The organism is Catenulispora yoronensis (assembly GCF_039531695.1).
In the GTDB taxonomy this organism is placed as follows: domain Bacteria; phylum Actinomycetota; class Actinomycetes; order Streptomycetales; family Catenulisporaceae; genus Catenulispora; species Catenulispora yoronensis.
Genome location: NZ_BAAAQN010000004.1, coordinates 159,655 through 177,864 on the forward strand (window position 1 = coordinate 159,655; position 18,210 = coordinate 177,864).

The window sequence follows — 18,210 nt, forward strand, 5'->3', positions numbered from 1 at the left end:
ATACGAACCCTGCGACACTTGGACGGGTCCGGAGGCGGGCGGGCCCGGAGGCGCTCGCGAAAAGCAGCTGCCGTGCTGTCCCCGCACCTGATTGGATCCTTAGTCGTGTTCTTCTTACGCTTTGACGGCCCGGAAGACGAGTGCTTTCTCTGCAATCAGCCGCAGCGGTACGCGGTGGGCGAGTCGCTGATCGGCGGTGCGAATCACTGGATTCTGGAGACCACCTGCTCCGGCTGCGGCCACGTATGGCTGACCAGCGGCAGTGGTGGGGTATTTCGTTCCCTTCGCGCGAAGTTTGTGGAGCTGACCGGTCTGTGGGCGGCGACTGTCCCCGCCGAAACACCGTCCGCGACTCCCATCATGCGCGCCATGCGCCGCTATTACGGCGGCACGCTCGCCGACGCGAAGCGCCGGTCCGACGAGCTGCGCAGCCAAGGTCTGAGCGGAACCCGCGGCGAGATGCTCGCACTTCAACAATGCCTCGCCGATCTCGGCGTCCCGTCCGTGGTCGACAACCTCGTGCCGGGTTCCCAGACGGCCCTGCCCGCGCGCTGCACGCCGATTCCGCCGCATCGGATCGACCAGCCCGTCACGCAACTCCTAGAGGTGATCCCCGACGTGATCGCCGAATCCGAACGTTCCGACCTGGCCGAATACCTCCGTGGCGCTACCTGCGTCGTCGCGGGCGGCTACTGCGTGGATCCGATCACGCGCCATCCGCTGAACCGCTATGCGGATTCGATGATGACCGATGGCCTCTATGCGTGGTCGATCGCCTGGGCATCGCTGGTCGAGCGCCACGGTGCCGGTTTGCCCGAGGACTTCCTCGCTCATGTCCGTGCCCTTGGTTACCGTCCGCCGGAGATCTCGGACCAGCGGTTGCGCGCGATCACCGCCGAGGTGGCCCCCGAACCGTAGGTCCGGCTATTGCCTTGCCCGGCGGCAGCGGCAGCGGCAGCAGCAGCGCCCGCGCCCTACACCGGCACCCGCGTCCCCAACGTCGACCTCCGCACCACCAGCTCCGGTTGCAGCACCACCTGCCGGTGCTCGTGCTCCTCTCCGTCCTCCTCCGCCGCCAGTTCGTCCAGCAGCAGCCGTCCCGCCAGCGTCCCCATCGCCGTCGCCGGCTGGCGGACCGAGGTCAGCGGCACCGCCGCCGCGGACGCGAACTCGATGTCGTCGTACCCGACGATCGCCATGTCGTGCGGCACGTCGACGCCGGCGGCGAACAGCGTCTGGAGCACGCCGAGGGCCAGCAGGTCGTTGGCGCAGAACACCGCGGTCGGGCGTCGCGGCAGGCCCAGCAGCCGCGCCGCCGCGTCCCGGCCGGCGGCCACGTCGAGGGTCTCGGTCGGCAGCTCGATCAGCGCGTCGGGGCCCAGGCCGGCCTCGGCGAGCGCGGCCAGGGCGCCGGTGCGCCGGTCCTGGATCTGCTGGAGGTGCTCCGGGCCGCTGACGTAGACGACGCGGCGGTGCCCCGCGGCCGTGAGGTGGCGCACCGCCAGGGTGCTGCCGGCCACGTCGTCGACCGACACCGAGCACTCCCGCGTCCCGGTCCCGACCCGGTCCACCAGCACGAACGGGATCTCGTGCCGGCGGAACGCCTCCACCGTGCGCCCGGTGGCGTCGGCCGGGGTCAGCAGCACGCCGCGCACCCGCTGCTCGGCGAACAGCGCCAGGTACTCGGCCTCCTCGGCCGCGCTCTGGTTGCTGTTGCAGACCATCACCCCGAGCCCGGCCTCGCGGGCCGTGCGCTCCGCCCCGCGCGCCACGTCGACGAAGAACGGGTTGCCCATGTCCAGCACCAGCAGCCCGAGGATGCGGCTGTGCCCGACCCGCAGGTGCCGCGCGTGGACGTTGCGCACGTATCCGAGTTCGGCGATCGCCGCCTCGACGCGCAGCCGGGTCTGGTCGGCGACCTGGTCGGGCCGGTTGATGACGTTGGAGACGGTGCCCACCGACACCCCGGCGCGCCGCGCCACGTCCTTGATGACGATCATCGATCTCCTCGGTCCCGCCCGCGCCGGTCCTGATCGGAGAAACATATCCGGTTCCGGGCGCGCGCCACGCGACCACGACTGAACTGTTTCAAATTCGCGTCCTCGATCGCCATCGACCTTGACGCCTGCTTGGGCTCCCACTAGCGTCACGCACGCTGAATCGATTCATCCAGCCCTGGTTCATCCAGCCCGCTCCTCCCCGACGACAAAGGGTTGATCCATGTCCGGCACGACGGCCGTCAAGGCGGCGCTGCAAGCCCAGCGGATCGAGACCCCGTCGTGGGGCTTCGGCAACTCCGGCACCCGGTTCAAAGTGTTCGCCCAGCAGGGTGTGCCGCGCGACCCGTTCGAGAAGCTGGCCGACGCCGCACAGGTCCACGCCGCCACCGGCGTGGCTCCCACTGTCTCGCTGCACATCCCCTGGGACAAGGTCGACGACTACGCGGCCCTGGCCGCGCACGCCGCGGACGTCGGCGTGCGGATCGGGATGATCAACTCGAACACCTTCCAGGACGACGCCTACCGCCTCGGCTCGGTGGCGCACCCCGACGCGGCGGTCCGCCGCCGGGCCGTCGACCATCTGCTGGAGTGCGTCGACATCATGGACGCCACCGGCTCCGACAGCCTCAAGCTCTGGTTCGCCGACGGCACCAACTACCCCGGCCAGGACGACATCGCCGCCCGCCAGGACCGCTTGGCCGAGGCGCTGGCGCGGGTCTACGACCGCCTGGGCGAGGGCCAGCGGATGGTGCTGGAGTACAAGCTGTTCGAGCCCGCCTTCTACACCACCGACGTCCCCGACTGGGGCACCGCCTACGCGCACTGCCTCAAGCTCGGCCCGAAGGCGAAGGTGGTCGTCGACACCGGCCACCACGCGCCGGGCACCAACATCGAGTTCATCGTCGCGATCCTGCTGCGCGAGGGCCGCCTCGGCGCCTTCGACTTCAACTCCCGCTTCTACGCCGACGACGACCTCATGGTCGGGGCCGCCGACCCCTTCCAACTCTTCCGGATCCTGCACGCCGTCCGCGCCGGCGGCGGCTTCGACCCGGCCGCCGGGGTCGCCTTCATGCTCGACCAGTGCCACAACATCGAGCCGAAGATCCCGGCGATGATCCGCTCGGTGCTGAACGTGCAGGAGGCCACGGCCAAAGCCCTGCTCGTCGACGCCGATGCGCTGCGCACCGCGCAGCTCGCCGGAGATGTCCTGGGCGCGAACGCGGTGCTGATGGACGCCTACAACACCGACGTCCGGCCGCTGCTCGCCGAACTGCGCGAGGAGATGGGCCTGGACCCGAATCCGGTCGCCGCGTATCAGGCCGGCGGCTACGCCGAGAAGATCGTCGCCGAGCGCGTGGGCGGAACGCAGGCGGGATGGGGAGCGTGACAATGAACGCCTCCGCCGCCGTGGCCGCGCTGCTCGACCGCTCCCACCGCCTGGGCGCCGACCCCCGCACCACCAACTATGCCGGCGGCAACACCTCCGCCAAGGCCACCGGCCCGGACCCCGTCACCGGCGCCCCCGTCGACCTGCTCTGGGTCAAGGGCTCCGGCGGTGACCTCGGCACCCTCACCGAGTCCGGCCTCGCCGTCCTCCGCCTGGACCGCCTGCGCGTCCTCGCCGACGTCTATCCCGGCGTCGACCGTGAGGACGAGATGGTCGCCGCCTTCGCCTACTGCGTCCACGGCCCCGCCACCGCCGCCCCCTCCATCGACACCGCTATGCACGGCCTGCTCGCGGCCCCGCACGTCGACCACCTCCACCCCGACGCCGGCCTCGCCCTGGCCTGCGCCGCCGACGGCGAGAAGCTGACCGCCGAGTGCTTCGGCGACGCCGTCCTGTGGATCCCCTGGCGCCGCCCCGGATTCCAGCTCGGCCTGGACATCGCCGCCGCCCACGCCGCCCACCCCCAAGCGATCGGCTGCATCCTCGGCGGCCACGGCATCACCGCCTGGGGCGCCACCTCCGAAGAATGCGAAGCCAACTCCCTGCGGATCATCGGCACCGCCCAAGCTTTTCTCGACGAACACGGCCGCCCCGAACCCTTCGGCCCGCCGATCCCGGGCTTCGAGGCGCTGCCCGCCCCCGACCGGCGCTCGCGCGCCGCCGCCCTCGCCCCCCACCTCAGGGCCCTGGCCAGCGCCGACAGCCCGCAGGTCGGCCATTTCACCGACGACGCCGCCGTCCTGGACTTCCTGGCGCGCGCCGAACATCCGCGCCTCGCCGCGCTCGGTACCTCGTGCCCGGACCACTTCCTGCGCACCAAGGTCCGGCCGCTGGTCCTGGACCGGCCCCCGACCGCCCCGCTCGACGAGACCGTGGCCCGGCTCCACGAGCTGCACTCCGCCTACCGCGACGACTACCGCGGCTACTACGACCGCCACGCGGCCGCCGACTCCCCGCCGATGCGCGGCGCCGACCCGGCCATCGTCCTGATTCCCGGCGTCGGCATGTTCAGCTTCGGCCGGGACAAGCAGACCGCCCGCGTCGCCGGCGAGTTCTACCTCAACGCCATCAACGTCATGCGCGGCGCCGAAGCCGTCTCCACCTACGCTCCGATCGAAGAATCGGAGAAGTTCCGCATCGAGTACTGGGCCCTCGAAGAGGCCAAGCTTCAGCGGATGCCGCGGCCCAAGCCGCTGGCCACCCGCGTGGCACTGGTGACCGGCGCGGGCTCCGGAATCGGCAAGGCGATCGCCCACCGTCTTGCCGCCGAGGGCGCCTGTGTCGTGGTCGCCGACCGCGACGCCGCGAGCGCCGACACGGTCGCCAAGGAGCTCGGCGGGCCCGACCGGGCGCTCGCCGTCACCGTCGACGTCACCTCCGAGCAGCAGATCGCCGACGCCTTCGCGGCCGCCGTGCTGGCGTTCGGGGGCGTGGACCTGGTCGTCAACAACGCGGGCATCTCCATCTCCAAGCCCCTGCTGGAGACCACCGCCGACGACTGGGACCGGCAGCACGGCATCATGGCCCGCGGCTCGTTCCTGGTCGCCCGCGAGGCGGCCCGCGTGCTGGCCGACCAGGGGCTCGGCGGCGACGTCGTCTACATCGTGTCGAAGAACGCTGTCTTCGCCGGACCCAACAACATCGCCTACTCCGCGGCCAAGGCCGACCAGGCCCACCAGGTGCGGCTGCTGGCCGCCGAGCTGGGGGAGCACGGCATCCGGGTCAACGGCGTCAACCCGGACGGGGTCGTGCGCGGCTCCGGCATCTTCGCCAGCGGGTGGGGCGCGCAGCGGGCGGCGGTGTACGGGGTGCCGGAGGAGAAGCTCGGCGAGTTCTACGCGCAGCGCACCATCCTCAAGCGCGAAGTCCTGCCCGAACACGTCGCCAACGCCGTGTTCGCCCTCGTCGGCGGCGACCTCACCCACACCACCGGGCTGCTGGTGCCGGTGGACGCCGGCGTGGCCGCCGCGTTCCTGCGGTGAGCGGAGTGGATGAGGTAAGCGAAGTGGATGAGGCGAGCGCGACACGCACCGTCGCCGCGGTCGATCTGGGCGCGGCCAGCGGTCGCGTCATGGTCGGCCGGGTCGGGCCCGACACCTTGGAGCTGACCGAGGCGCACCGGTTCCCCAACCGGCCGGTCCAGGTCGGCACGGCGCTGCACTGGGACGTCCTCGCGCTGTATCAAGGTGTTCTCGACGGGCTGCGCCGGGCCGCAGCAGAACACCGCGCCGACTCTTCAGTCATTGACACCTCAGCCGTCCACTCCTCAGCCATCGACTCGGTCGGCATCGACAGCTGGGCCGTCGACTACGGCCTGCTCGACGCCGACGGCGCCCTGCTCGGCAACCCGCACCACTACCGCGACCCCCGCACCGCACCCGAGGTCATCGAACGCGTCTGGCACCAGGTCGGCGGCGTGGAAGCGCTCTACCGGACCACTGGCTTGCAGCATCTGCCGTTCAACACCGTCTTCCAGCTGGCAGCAGCCCAGGGCTCTGCGCAACTGACCGCCGCGCGCACCCTCCTGCTGATCCCCGACCTCATCGCATACTGGCTCACCGGCACCCTCGGCGCCGAGGCGACCAACGCCTCCACCACCGGCCTGTTCGACGCCACCACCCGGACCTGGTCGCCCCGGCTCGCGAAGGCCATCGGCCTCGACCCGGCGCTGCTGCCGCCCCTGCGCGCCCCCGGCACCCTCGCCGGACCGCTGCTCCCCGAGGTCGCCGCCGACACCGGCCTGGGCCCGAACACCCGGCTCGCCATCGTCGCCTCCCATGACACCGCCTCGGCCGTCGCCGCGGTCCCCGCCACCGACCCCGAGTTCGCCTACATCTCCTGCGGCACCTGGTCCCTCGCAGGTGTCGAACTCCCGGCGCCGGCGCTCGCCGAGGACTCGCGCCTGGCCGGCTTCACCAACGAGCTCGGCGTCGACGGCACCGTCCGTTACCTGCGCAACGTGATGGGCCTGTGGCTGCTCGACGAGACCCGCCGCCACTGGCAGGCGCGCGGCCTGCCGGCAGACCTGGACGCCCTGCTCGCCCAGGCTGCCGCGGCCGACCCCTTCACCAGCCTCATCGACCCGAACGACCCCCGGTTCCTGCCACCCGGCGACATCCCCGGCCGCATCCGCCGGTTCTGCGACGACACCGGCCAGCCCGCGCCAGCGACCCCCGGCGCCGTCGTCCGCTGCATCCTGGAGAGCCTGGCCCTGGCCCACCGCCACACCCTTCGCCAGGCCGCCGCCCGCACCGGCCGCACCCTCACCACCGTCCACCTGGTCGGCGGCGGCAGCAACAACGCCCTGCTGTGCCAGTGGACCGCCGACGCCCTCGGACTGCCGGTGATCGCCGGTCCCGCCGAGGCCACCGCCCTCGGCAACGTGCTGATGCAGGGCCGCGCCCACGGCCTGGTCGCGGACCTCGCCGCGATGCGCGGCCTGGTCGCCCGGACGCAGCCGCTGCGCCGCCACGAGCCGAGCGGGGACATCGGGACGTGGGACCGAGCGGCGCGGCGAGTGGGGCTGACCTGACGCGGAGCGGCGCGTGGCCGAGCCATGCAAAGGCCGGCGCGGCCGACCCGGCAGCGTTCCTTCGAACCCTGATACCCCTCCCCGCACAGCGGCCGCTGGGGAAATAGAATCAGACCCGGGCCGACCGGGGGCAGCCGGCTCGGCGACGACCATGCACGGGGGTGCGGCGGCGATGGCCGAAGGCGAACAAGGCGGCGTGGATCCGGCACGGGCCGCCGACCTCGTGGAATTCATCGACCTGCTGGGACAGCGGCGCGTCGAGGCCGGGTCGCCCCCGTTCCGCGCCCTGGCCAAGGCCGTCGGGCCCCTGATGCGGCCGCCCCGCGTCATCTCCCACACCACGCTGCGCGAAGCGTTCCAGACCCGGCGGCGGCGCCTGGACGCCGACCTCGTCGTCGCCGTCGTCCGCGCCCTCGGCGCCGACCGGGCCGAAGCCGACCGCTGGCGCGCCGCCTGCCTGCGGATCCACCGCGACGCCAAGACCGGCGGCCGGGCCGGGGTGCTGCGCCGCCTGCCCGGCGACCTGGCCACCTTCACCGGCCGCGACCGGGACCTGGCGCTGCTGCTCGAAGCCGCCGAGCAGGGCACCGGACCGCTGATCGTCACCGCCATCGAGGGCATGGCCGGCGTCGGCAAGACCCAGCTCGCCGTGCACGCCGCGCACCGGCTGGTCCGCTCCGGCCACTACACCGACCTGCAACTCTTCACCAACCTCCGCGGCTTCGACGCCGACTACGAACCCGCCGACCCCGCGACGGTCCTGGACATCTTCCTGCGCGAACTCGGCGTCCCCGCCGCGCAGATCCCGGCCACGCTGGAGGAACGCGCCGCCATGTTCCGCGACCGGATGCACGGCCGCCGCGCGCTGGTCCTGCTCGACAACGCCGCCGACGAGGACCAGGTCCGGCCCCTGCTGCCCGGCTCCGACCGCTGCCTGGTGCTGATCACCAGCCGCCGCAGCCTGGCCGGGCTGGACGGCGCGCGGCCGCACCGGCTCGACGTGTTCACGCCGCAGGAGGCGCTGGCGCTGCTGTCCCGGGTCATCGGCGCACAACGGGTCCAGGCTGAGGCCCCGGCGGCGCGCGCCGTCGTCGACGCCGTCGGCTGCCTGCCCCTGGCGGTGGCGCTGCTCGCCGCCCGGCTGCGCTCCCACCCCGAGCGGCCGCTGGCCGACATGGTGCGGCGGCTGGAGGCAGAGCCGCTGATCGGCGTACGAGGCCGCGGGCCCGCGCTGCGCCCGGTGTTCGACCTGTCGTTCCAGGCGCTGCCCGAGGGCGCCCAGGACGCGCTCGGCGCGATCGGGGTGCACCCCGGACGCGACTACACCGCCGCCGCGATCGCCGCCCTGGTCGGGAGCACGGTCGAGCAGGCCGAGGAGGAACTGGAGCGGCTCCAGGACGAGCACCTGGTCCGGGAGACCTCGCCCCGGCGGTACGACGTCCACGACCTGGTCCGCGACTACGCCGCCGAGGTCGCCGCCGACCTGCTGCCGGACCGGGGCGAGGCGTTCGGGCGCCTGGTGGCGTGGTACCTGCAAACGGCGGTCAACGCGGCGAAGGAACTCAACACCTTCCTCCTCCCGGAGATCGCCGACGTCCCGGGCCTGCACCCCCTGGAGTTCGACGCCCGCGACGCCGCGATCGCCTGGTACGACGCGGAGACCGTGAACCTGCGCGCGATCCACCAGGCGGTCGTGGCGGCGGGCCTGTTCGACGCCTGCTGGCAGCTGCCGGTCGCGCTGCGCGACTTCATGCACCTGCGATACCGCCCCGAGGACAACTTCTCCTTCCACCGCCGGGCCGCCGACGCGTTGCGGAACAGCGAGGACAAGAAGTCACGCGCCCTCATGCTGCTGGGCATCTCCACCCCGGGCCGCCGCCTGGGGCGCTACGACGACGCCAAGGCCGCGCTGATCGAGGCGGCCCGCCTGTACGACGAGCTCGACGACGTCGGCGGTCGCATCATGGTGCTGGGGGAACAGGCCGCCATGCACCACGCCCACGGCCGGAGCGAGGTCGCGGCGTCCTTGTGGCGCCAGGTCATCGGCCTCAGCGAACCGATCTCCGACCGGCGCAGCGTGATGATCGCCCACCTCAACCTCGGCGACATCCTGACCAGGCTCGGCCGCTTCGACGAGGCCTGGGCCGAGGGCCGCCTCGCCCTCGACGAAGCCGAAGCACTCGACGACCGCCGAGCGAAGTGCATCATCACCGGCAACCTCGGCGAGGTCCTCCTGCACCGCGGCGACTACGAAGCGACCCTGACCTGGTTCGCCCGCCTCACAGCCCTGGCCCAGGAAACCGGCGACCGCTACGAGATGGTGAACAGCCTGGAGCAGCGCGCCGTCGCCCTGGAGCACCTGGGCCGCCTCGACGAGGCCCGACAGATGTGGCAGGAGGCTGCCGCCGTCCTCGACGAGGTCGACACCGCGCGAGCGGAGAAGGCCCGCCGAAGACTCGCCCTGATCAGCCCTGAGGCAGGGACGAAGCAGGCTGATGACTGACACGCCACCCGAACACGCCCGCCACGAGCGATACCTGCGAGACCTGAGCCAGGCTTCCGAGAGCACCGAGCTGGACCTGATCCGGACCGTCCTCGCCGACCCCGACCAGGTCATGGCCGTCTCAGCGGTGCTGACCCACATCGACCGCTGCGCCGGAGGGCTCGACGAAGCCCAGTTCGAGGCCTGGTCGGCGCCGGTGACCGCACTTGCCGGACACCACGACCCACTGTTGCGCCGCATCCGGGACTGGACCCGACTCAAGGCGATGGACGCCGGCCGACCGGTCGACACCGCCGACCTCGCCACCGCCGGCGACTGGCTGCAACGAGCAGCCGCTGAGACGACCACCTCGCTGGAGGCGCTCGCCGTCTTGGCCGCGCACGGTCGTACCCGGCGGGTTCGCAATGCTGCGCAGGTCAGGGCCAAGCGACTTGGCGGGGTGTAGCAGGGGCTTGGCGCCGAGCGGCTCACGGCCGCAATGCCGCGCAGGTCAGGGCCAAGCGACTTGGCGGGGTGTAGCAAGGGGCTTGGCGCCGAACCGCTCTCAGCCGCAATGCCGCGCTGCTCAGCGCCAAGCGACTCGGCGACTTGGCAGGTTGGCGGCGTGTCGCAAGGGGCCTGGCGCCGAACCTCTCGCGGCCGATCGCAACACGACTGAGCATGTCGGAACCCAGCGCGGGTCGTGCTGTGCGTTGCTTTTCGACTCGGCGCTCGCCTCAGCACCGTTCCTTAGTACCGCTCCTCATCGCCGCTCCTCATCGCCCCCCTCACCACCCCGCGGCGTCGACGCGCTGTCCACCAGCACGTCCGCGGCCGCCGTTCGGTAGTAGAGCACCGACTTGCCCGACCGGCGGCGGCGCACCAGGCCGGCGTCGAACAGGATGCGGAGGTGGCGCCCGACCGAGCCGAGCCGTTGGTTCGTCAGCGCGACCAGCTGGGTGGTGCTTTTCGGCGCGTCGAGCAGCAGCAGGATCAGCGCGCGGTTCGGTCCCAGCAGCCGGGCCAGCGGTCCGGGCAGCGCCGAGACGTCGATGTCGGCCAGCACGCCCGAGCAGGGGTAGATGATCGCGAAGCTCGGCGTGTCGTCCCAGGCGACCCAGCCGCGCGCCGGGGTGACGGGCACGAAGCACAGGCGCGCGCCGGCGGTCTGGCGCGGCGGGAAGTCGTGGACGTTGATCTGCAGGCGTCCGTCGCCGAGCCAGCGCATCCCCGGCCGCAAGGCGTTCAGCGCCGCCGCCCAGCCGTCGCGGCCCAGCTGCGCGGTGCGGGCCAGCGCGTCGGCCTCGATGACCCGGCGGCGGCGCTCCCAGGTCGGCAGCACGGTCTCGGTCCACACCCATTCCTGCACCTCGGCGAGCCGCCCGGCGAGGTCGGTGTGCAGGAACGCGTCGGGCAGCGGCGCGCCGGAGGACACGACCAGGTCCGCGCGCGCCTGCTCCGGAGAGGTCCGGCGGGTCCGGGCGATCTCCTGCTCGAACGTCGGGGCCTCCCCGAGCGGTACCGTCGTGAGCAGGTCCGCGGTCCAGTGCGTCCGCAGGCCCAGCGCCGCGTCGAGCAGCGGTCCGGTAAGCGGATCGGCGGCGACCATGGCCTGGTACGCGGGGCGATGGGCCTGGAGCCAGGCCAGCTCGGCCGGGTGCGCGGCGGTGCCCCGGTAGAGGGTCTGGAGGCAGGCCAGCGTCTCCGCCAGCGGCGATACGACGAACCGGCCGCTGGCCAGCGTGTCGGTGTCGATCTGCCAGAACCCCATCGTTTCGCCTCCTGGCGAAACAGTAACGGGTCCGCGCCCTCGGAATCGACACTTTCGAGCATGCGAACCTACCGACAACTCTTCGCGGTCCCGGAGTACCGGGCGCTGTTCTTCACCAGCGTGGCACAGGTGGCCGGGCAGACCGTCAGCGGCCTGGCCCTGGGCACCCTGATCTTCGCCGCGACCGGTTCGCCCCTGCTGTCCGCGCTCAGCATGTTCGGCCCCAGCCTCGCGCAGGTCGTCGGCGCGACCATGCTGATGTCGGCCGCCGACCGCCTCGCCCCGCGCGCGGCCCTGGCCGGGCTGCCGCTGATGTTCGCGCTCGCCACCGCCGCGCAGGCCATACCCGGGCTCCCGGTCGCCGGCGCCTTCGGCATCCTGCTGGTGGTCGGGACGCTGGCCTCGGTCGGCGGGGGAGTGCGTTACGGCCTGCTCAACGAGGTCGTGGCGAAGGACGGCTACCTGCTCGGGCGCTCGGTGCTCAACATGTCCGTGGGAACGATGCAGATCTGCGGCTACGGCCTCGGAGGCCTGCTGGTCACGGCCCTGACTCCGCGCACCACGCTGCTGGTCGGCGCGGGACTGTTCCTGGCCGCCGCCATCACGGCCCGCCTGGGCCTGAGCCCCCGGCCGCCGCGGGCCCGCGGCCGGGCGTCGGTCCGTCAGACGTGGCGCAACAACGCCTTCCTGTGGTCGTCGGTGCCGCGCCGCTACGTCTTCCTCGCCCTCTGGGTGCCGAACGGTCTGATCGTGGGCTGCGAATCGCTGTTCGTGGCGTACTCGCCGCGCCACGCCGGCGTCCTGTTCGCCTCCGCCGCCTTCGGCATGCTCATCGGCGACGTCGTGGCGGGGCGCTTCCTGCCCGCGCGCTGGCGCGCGGTGCTCGGTCCGCCGCTGCGGCTGCTGCTGGCGGCGCCGTACTTGGCGTTCGCGTTCGAGCCGCCGCTCGTCGTCACAGCGGTGATCGTGGCGACGGCCTCGATCGGCTACGCGGCCAGCCTGCTCCTCCAGGAGAACCTCATGGCCCTGACGCCCGAGGAGCTGAGCGGCCAGGCGCTCGGACTGCACTCCTCGGGAATGCTGACGATGCAGGGTGTGGGCGCGGTGGTCGCGGGCGTGATCGCACAGTGGTCGTCACCGGCGGCGGCCATGACGGTGATGGCTGTGCTGTCCGTGGGGGTGACGCTGGTGCTGGCGCCGGGGCTGCGGGTCGGGAGAGTGTCTGCGCTTGCGCCGTCCAGGCGAACGGTCGCTCTCCCGCCTCCTAGTAGTTAGTCGCTAGTCGCTACTCGCAAATCGCGACGCGCAACTCGCTACGCGACCGACAACCGCTGCCGCGGATGCGCGCCCGACTCGATCTCGTCCACGAACGCCGCCGCGTAGTCCTCCGCGCTGATGCTCCCGGCCTGCGGCAGCAGGTCGTCGCCGACGCCGAGCCGATAGTCGCCGGTGCGCTCCCCAGGGCCGACCTGCGGGGCGGGGGAGATGTAGGTCCACATCGGCAGCGTCGCGGCGTCGGCGCGCAGGGCGTCCAGGACATCGGCGTGCGCCAGCGCCTCAGGCTTGTACATCGCCGGGAAGTCCGGGGTGTCGACCAGGCGCATGCCCGGAGCGACCCGCAGGGACCCGGCGCCGCCGACGATCACGGTGCGGGGCGCGCCGCCGGCCGTGACACCCGCCAGGAGGTCGGTGTAGAGCGCCACGAAGGGGGCGCGGGGATCGGAGCCGTCGCGCGGCGGGACCAGCGCGGCGGCCACCACGTCGGCGTCCTTGACCAGCTCGGCGACGCGTTCGCGGTCGCGGGCGTCGGCGGCGACCGCGACGACGCTGTTGTCGTCGCCGCTGACGGTCTCGGGCAGGCCGCCGGAGCGGGAGACGGCGGTGACGCGATGCCCGCGAGCGGCGGCCTCGGCCGCGATCCGCGATCCGACCATGCCGGTGGCGCCGAACAGGACGATGTTCATCGAGGCTCCTCTTGAGCGGTTCTTCAACGGCTTCGCTATGGACACGGCGGTTCAATTGGACACCAGACGGACAGCCGCGGCGCGTCGGCGGGTCCTGCCGTGTCCGCCAAGGCCGCAATGCGTGACCATCCGGCCACGCGCAGACACCGGAACTGCCGGTATCAGTCCTCGATGATCATCAGCTATTGTGATCGCGACGCGGGGAGTCCCGCGGCCACCGGACGACACTCCGACTGGACGAAACTCCGACCGGACGACACTCCGACGAGAGAGGGCGGCGCGCGCGATGACCGAGGAGCACCTGGGCCAGGAACCCGCTCCGCTCCTGCCGGGCTGGCTGCCCCCGGAGATCGACCAGACCAAGCCGCACCCGGCTCGCATGTACGACTACATGCTCGGCGGCAAGAACCACTTCGAGGTCGACCGCGCCGCCGCCGAAGTCGTGATCAAGGCCGCGCCCACCGCCCGCGCCATGGTCCGCGAGAACCGCGCCTTCCTCGGCCGCGCCGTCCGCCACCTCGCCGAGGCCGGCATCACCCAGTTCCTCGACATCGGCACCGGCCTGCCCGGCGCCGGCAACACCGGCGAGGTCGCCCGCGCCGTCCACCCCGACGCCCGCGTCGCCTACGTCGACTACGACCCCATCGTCGCCGTCCACTCCCGCGCCCTGCTCGCCGGCGACGAGGCCCGCACCACCGTCGTCCTCGCCGACGTCCGCGACCCCAAGAGCATCCTGGACCACCCCCAGGTCCGCGACCTGCTCGACTTCACCCAGCCGGTGGCCGTCCTGATGGTCGCCCTCCTGCACTTCGTCGCCCACGACGAGGATGTCCCCGGCATCGTCGCCACCTTCCGCGACGCCCTGCCAGCCGGCAGCGCCCTGGTCGTATCCCACGGCACCGACGGCGGCCAACCCGAGGTCAGCGCCGCCGCCCGCAAGGGCTGGGACAAGGCGAAATCCCAAGTCGTGGTCCGCGACCGCGCCGAGATCACCGCCCTGTTCGGCGACTTCGAACTCGTCGACCCCGGCGTGGTGCAACTGCCGCAGTGGCGCCCGGACGGCCCGGTCCGCGAGGACTGGGAGACGATCTGGCTCGACGGGGGAGTGGCGTTCAAGCGGTGAGGGGCGGCTGGGGCGTCGACCGACCCGCCCCCGAATAATCGCGACGCGCACCGCACCACCCGTCAGTAGCCTGTCCCGCATGTCAAAGATCAGGCCCGCCGAGCCAGCCGACCTCGAAACGCTCCGCGCCCTACTGAGCAGCGGCGCACGCAGCGATCTGGAGCCTCGGGTGCGGGCCGCGTTCGAGCTCGGCGCGGTTGGTGACGCCGATTCGGCCGAGCAGATCGAGGCGTTGCTGATCGAGACGCTTGAGCGGCAGAATTCGCACCTCTTCGGCTTCGTCGCCATCGCGGTGGAGCGGACCGGGGACGTGGCCGCCGCCCGGCGGCTCCAAGCGCTGATTCCCGACGCCCCGGAGTGGGCGCTGTACTGGCTCGGCAGGGCCATCAAGCGTCTGAGCGGGCACAGCGCGCCGCCTCCGGAGGGCGTCCAGTGGAGCGGTCCCGAGCGCGACGCCTATGTCGCCAAGCTGCGCGAAGCGTGGGCGGCGCTGGATCTGAGCGTCGACCCGACGCCGTCGGTCGTCTGGGGCGCCGCCACCGACACGCGCGTGGAGGCCGTCGTTCATGACGGCCGTGGCGTCTTCGCCCTCGGTCCCGACCCGACCTCCGGCAAAGCCACCTGGCCCGAGTGGAACTACAGCTGGTACCACGCCGGCCAGGGCCTCTACGGCGTCGGCACGGTGTGCAGCACCTGCGAGGTCTACCTCCACCGGGCCGGCTGGTCGCCGCAGGAAGCTGTCGACCTTGCCCAGTCGGTGCGCAGCGCGGTCGCCGACGTCCGCACCCTCGATCGGCAGCTGCTGGACGCGATCGAGCCGGTCGTCGGCGCCCTGGCCTCGTCCCGCTATCAGCTCCGCCTCATCGACCAGCCGCTGGAACCGGTGACGTGGATGGACACCTGGTACACCGAGGACGCGCTGGAAGGCGTCACCGATCCCGACGACCTGGCCGACATCACCGAAGACCCGGTCAACCACGAGCGCCTGTACCAGCCACCCCACACCGGACGCCCCAACCCGCTGGTCATCGCCCCGACGCAGCCCGACCTGGACCCCGCCACGGTCAAGGCTTACGTCCAAGCCATCACCGACGGCGCGCGCCCGGCCGCCCTGGTCGCGGCCCACCTCGGGGAGCGCCACAACTGGGACCGGGAGGAACCCCACACCGCCTTCACCGGGTTCGTCGTCGACGGCCACCACAAACTCGCCGCCTACGCGGAGCTGGGCATCGCGGCGCGCATCATCCTGATCCTGGACCTCACGCCGCCACTGCGGACGCCCGGCGATCCGTCCGCCGCGCTCGACGGTCTGTTGGTCGAGACCGGTGGGATTGGCGTTTAGATAACAGGCCCCAAGACTGGCGGATCATGAGCGCTGAGCTACCGATGAGACATACCCCCTACCTAAGGGTCCGCCTACGGTAAAACAGGATCATGAGCAGCAGCGAGCAGGCCCCTCCCAGCCGTGCCGAGATATCTCCCGAACTGCTGGAAGCCATCGTCGCGAAGCTGTTGCCGGGCATCGTGGCCGAGCAGCTGGCGGCGTTGGGGATCGGGTCGCCGACGTCGGTAGCCTCGGCCGCCTCAGCCCCGGCACCCCTGGCCGACGCTGTCCTCTCGCTCGACAGCGTCCCACCGGTCCGCACCCGCGTCGCCGCCGAGGTGATCGCCGCTTACGAAGCCGAGCTGGCAGCCGTCGTCTTCGATCCCGAAGCCCCGTCCGCCACTCCCGAGGCGCGCGAGCTGCATTGGACCGCGAAGCGGGCTCTCGACCACGCTCGCCGCGCGCTCGCCGAAGCAGAACACGACGACGGCCGCGCTGTCGCCAAAGAGATCGCTGACGGACGTGAAGCGCTCGACGACCTCAGGGAATCTGGGGTCGGCACCGACCTCACCATCGAACCCACCACCGCGCCCGGCACCGCGCTCGGCCCCGAACCCGCCGCCTACCGCTGGATCGGCCGCGACGACCAAACCATCGCCCTGGACCGCCCGGCGACACACCGGACCACCTTCATCGCGGTCACGATCTTGGACACCTGGGCTCCCACGGTCAAAGTCCACCTGCTGGAGTCAGGCTCGCGCCGCCTCAAGCACGTCGCGAAGACCACCGCCGACCGCGCCACCGCCAACCTCATCCCGCTGCCGCCGAACGTGACCCACGTGCGGGTCGACGCCAACTGGCGGGCGCGCTGGGAGCTGCGCATCGTCGATCTCAGCGACATCTCGCCCCTGGCCACCACGGCCAGCGGCCCGCGCGGCGGCTTCGTTCACTGCACGGCCGTGGGCGCCCGCGCGATCCTCCAGACCGTCAACGAGCTGGAGTTCCACCAGATCGCGGTCTGCGACTGCACCGAACTGTGCCGGAACGCCAGCCACCAGCAGCCGGTCCGGCTCCGGTGGTATGCCGAGGGGACCCGGATGCAGATCACCCTGCCTGAGGAGCCCTGTGTGCTCTGGGCCAAGACGTCGGCCGGGTGGTCGATCGACGTCCTGCCCTGAGCTCGCGGCGCCGGACCGCACTGCCCGCCCGGAAGCCTCCTACGCCCGCCCGGAAGCCTTCTGCGTCCGCCGCGCCACCGAGTCGATGACCACGGCGGCCAGCAGCACCGCGCCGGTGATCATGTACTGGATGCTGTTCGACAGGCCCTGGATGTTCATCCCGGACTGGATGGACCCGATGACCAGGGCACCGAGCAGGGCCGACCAGGTCTTGCCGCGCCCGCCGAACAGGCTGGTGCCGCCGATGACGGCGGCGGCGATGGAGTTCATCAGCAGGTTGCCGCCGCCGGAGGTCTGCGAGGCCGACTCGATCTGCCCGGCCAGGAACATGCCGCCGACCGCCGCCATGAAGCCGGAGATGGTGAAGACGCTGATCCGGATGAACGGCACGCTGATACCGGCCCGGCGCGCGGCCTCGATGCTGCCGCCGACCGCGAAGACGCGGCGGCCGTAGACGGTGCGGCGCAGGATGAAGTCGCCGACCACGATGAAGATCAGGAAGATCAGCGGCGCCAGGGGCAGGCCCTTGTACTGGTTGAACAGGTAGGCGATGCCGAAGGCGACGATCGCCAGGAAGACGGTCCGCGCCGCGATCTCGCCGACCGGCTGCGCGGGCACCCCGGCCTTGACCCGGCGGGCCCGGCCGAACCAGGCGATCGCCGCGTAGAGCACCACCGCGATCGCCGAGACCGTGTAGGCGGCGGCGAGCTGGCCGTAGAAGGTGTTGTAGAGCCGGGCGACGATGCCGTCGTTCGGCAGGTTCACCGTGCCGGAGGCGCCCAGCACGTTCAGCATCAGGCCGTTCCACGCCAGGTTGCCGGCCAGGGTGACGACGAACGCCGGCACGCCGATCTTGGCGAAGAAGAAGCCGTGGATCAGGCCGGTGGCGGCGCCGGTGGCCAGCGCCAGCACCAACGCCAGCCATTCGTTCACGCCATGGTTGACGCTGCTCACCGCGAACACCGCGGCGGCCAGGCCGGACACCGAGCCGACGGACAGATCGATCTCGCCGAGCAGCAGCACGAACACGATGCCCAGCGCGATCATCCCGGTGCCGACGATCTGCTGCGACAGGTTGGACAGGTTCTGCGCGGACAGGAAGCTGGAGTTCAACAGCCAGAAGACGATCCAGATGATGATCAGCGCGCCGATCACCGGCAGCGACCCGAGCTCACCGCCCTTGACCCGCCGCATGAAGTCCGACCAGTAGCCGGACAAGCCGCTCTGGCGCACCACCAGCCGCGGGTCCGCGGCCGAGCCGGCGGCCGGGACCATCGTCCCGATCGTCTCCCGCACCGACTCGGCCGGCTCCCCGGAGGACCCGGCCGCCGCCGCGACCGCCTCGGCGCTGGTGGCACCGTGCGAGAGCAGGTCGACGACGTCGCGCTC

At 71.9% G+C, this 18,210-nt stretch carries 14 protein-coding genes; 10 read left to right on the plus strand and 4 right to left on the minus strand.

What is annotated here, in order from left to right; genetic code table 11:
- The first annotated feature begins 72 nt into the window (after nt 1-72).
- Nucleotides 73-918 (plus strand): hypothetical protein, encoded by an 846-nt coding sequence (locus tag ABD481_RS04765; protein WP_344664270.1) that lies wholly within the window; start codon nt 73-75, stop codon nt 916-918.
- A gap of 56 nt (nt 919-974) precedes the next feature.
- Here the strand turns inward: ABD481_RS04765 and ABD481_RS04770 are convergent, their stop codons facing one another.
- Nucleotides 975-2,000 (minus strand): LacI family DNA-binding transcriptional regulator, encoded by a 1,026-nt coding sequence (locus tag ABD481_RS04770; protein WP_344664271.1) that lies wholly within the window; start codon nt 1,998-2,000, stop codon nt 975-977.
- Nucleotides 2,001-2,220: 220 nt separating this feature from the next.
- On the opposite strand from ABD481_RS04770, the gene rhaI reads away from it, so the two are divergent.
- The 5 genes from rhaI to ABD481_RS04795 all read left to right on the plus strand — a co-directional run bounded on the left by rhaI (nt 2,221) and on the right by ABD481_RS04795 (nt 9,927).
- On the plus strand, nt 2,221-3,387 hold the full coding sequence (rhaI, locus tag ABD481_RS04775) for an L-rhamnose isomerase (RefSeq protein WP_344664272.1): 1,167 nt from the start codon (nt 2,221-2,223) through the stop codon (nt 3,385-3,387).
- A 2-nt stretch (nt 3,388-3,389) separates the two neighbouring features.
- Nucleotides 3,390-5,429, plus strand: a complete 2,040-nt coding sequence (locus ABD481_RS04780; RefSeq protein WP_344664273.1) for a bifunctional aldolase/short-chain dehydrogenase — start codon at nt 3,390-3,392, stop codon at nt 5,427-5,429.
- An 89-nt stretch (nt 5,430-5,518) separates the two neighbouring features.
- Entirely contained in the window at nt 5,519-6,979 is a 1,461-nt protein-coding gene (locus tag ABD481_RS04785) for a rhamnulokinase (RefSeq protein ID WP_344664390.1), read from the plus strand.
- A 172-nt stretch (nt 6,980-7,151) separates the two neighbouring features.
- Nucleotides 7,152-9,482: a tetratricopeptide repeat protein gene (locus ABD481_RS04790; protein WP_344664274.1), complete on the plus strand. Its 2,331-nt coding sequence runs from the start codon at nt 7,152-7,154 to the stop codon at nt 9,480-9,482.
- Nucleotides 9,475-9,927, plus strand: coding sequence for a hypothetical protein (locus ABD481_RS04795; RefSeq protein ID WP_344664275.1), 453 nt, complete (start codon nt 9,475-9,477; stop codon nt 9,925-9,927). The genes ABD481_RS04790 and ABD481_RS04795 overlap by 8 nt, the downstream gene beginning before the upstream one ends.
- A 297-nt stretch (nt 9,928-10,224) precedes the next feature.
- Here the strand turns inward: ABD481_RS04795 and ABD481_RS04800 are convergent, their stop codons facing one another.
- Nucleotides 10,225-11,232: a winged helix-turn-helix domain-containing protein gene (locus ABD481_RS04800; RefSeq protein ID WP_344664276.1), complete on the minus strand. Its 1,008-nt coding sequence runs from the start codon at nt 11,230-11,232 to the stop codon at nt 10,225-10,227.
- A gap of 60 nt (nt 11,233-11,292) precedes the next feature.
- On the opposite strand from ABD481_RS04800, the gene ABD481_RS04805 reads away from it, so the two are divergent.
- Nucleotides 11,293-12,507 (plus strand): MFS transporter, encoded by a 1,215-nt coding sequence (locus tag ABD481_RS04805; protein WP_344664277.1) that lies wholly within the window; start codon nt 11,293-11,295, stop codon nt 12,505-12,507.
- Between the two features lie 38 nt (nt 12,508-12,545).
- Here the strand turns inward: ABD481_RS04805 and ABD481_RS04810 are convergent, their stop codons facing one another.
- Nucleotides 12,546-13,196: an NAD(P)-dependent oxidoreductase gene (locus ABD481_RS04810; RefSeq protein ID WP_344664278.1), complete on the minus strand. Its 651-nt coding sequence runs from the start codon at nt 13,194-13,196 to the stop codon at nt 12,546-12,548.
- 286 nt (nt 13,197-13,482) lie between these two features.
- On the opposite strand from ABD481_RS04810, the gene ABD481_RS04815 reads away from it, so the two are divergent.
- From ABD481_RS04815 to ABD481_RS04825, 3 genes are all read left to right on the plus strand, one after another.
- Nucleotides 13,483-14,319, plus strand: a complete 837-nt coding sequence (locus ABD481_RS04815; protein ID WP_344664279.1) for an SAM-dependent methyltransferase — start codon at nt 13,483-13,485, stop codon at nt 14,317-14,319.
- A 79-nt stretch (nt 14,320-14,398) separates the two neighbouring features.
- The gene (locus ABD481_RS04820) at nt 14,399-15,661 is read left to right on the plus strand and encodes a hypothetical protein (protein ID WP_344664280.1); all 1,263 of its coding nucleotides are present in this window, start codon (nt 14,399-14,401) and stop codon (nt 15,659-15,661) included.
- A gap of 92 nt (nt 15,662-15,753) precedes the next feature.
- Nucleotides 15,754-16,821 carry a hypothetical protein gene (locus ABD481_RS04825; protein WP_344664281.1) on the plus strand — a complete coding sequence of 356 codons (1,068 nt, stop codon included), beginning with the start codon at nt 15,754-15,756 and terminating at the stop codon, nt 16,819-16,821.
- A gap of 39 nt (nt 16,822-16,860) precedes the next feature.
- On the opposite strand, the gene ABD481_RS04830 is transcribed toward ABD481_RS04825, so the two are convergent.
- Nucleotides 16,861-18,096, minus strand: coding sequence for a sugar ABC transporter permease (locus ABD481_RS04830; protein WP_344664391.1), 1,236 nt, complete (start codon nt 18,094-18,096; stop codon nt 16,861-16,863).
- Nucleotides 18,097-18,210 lie beyond the last annotated feature (114 nt).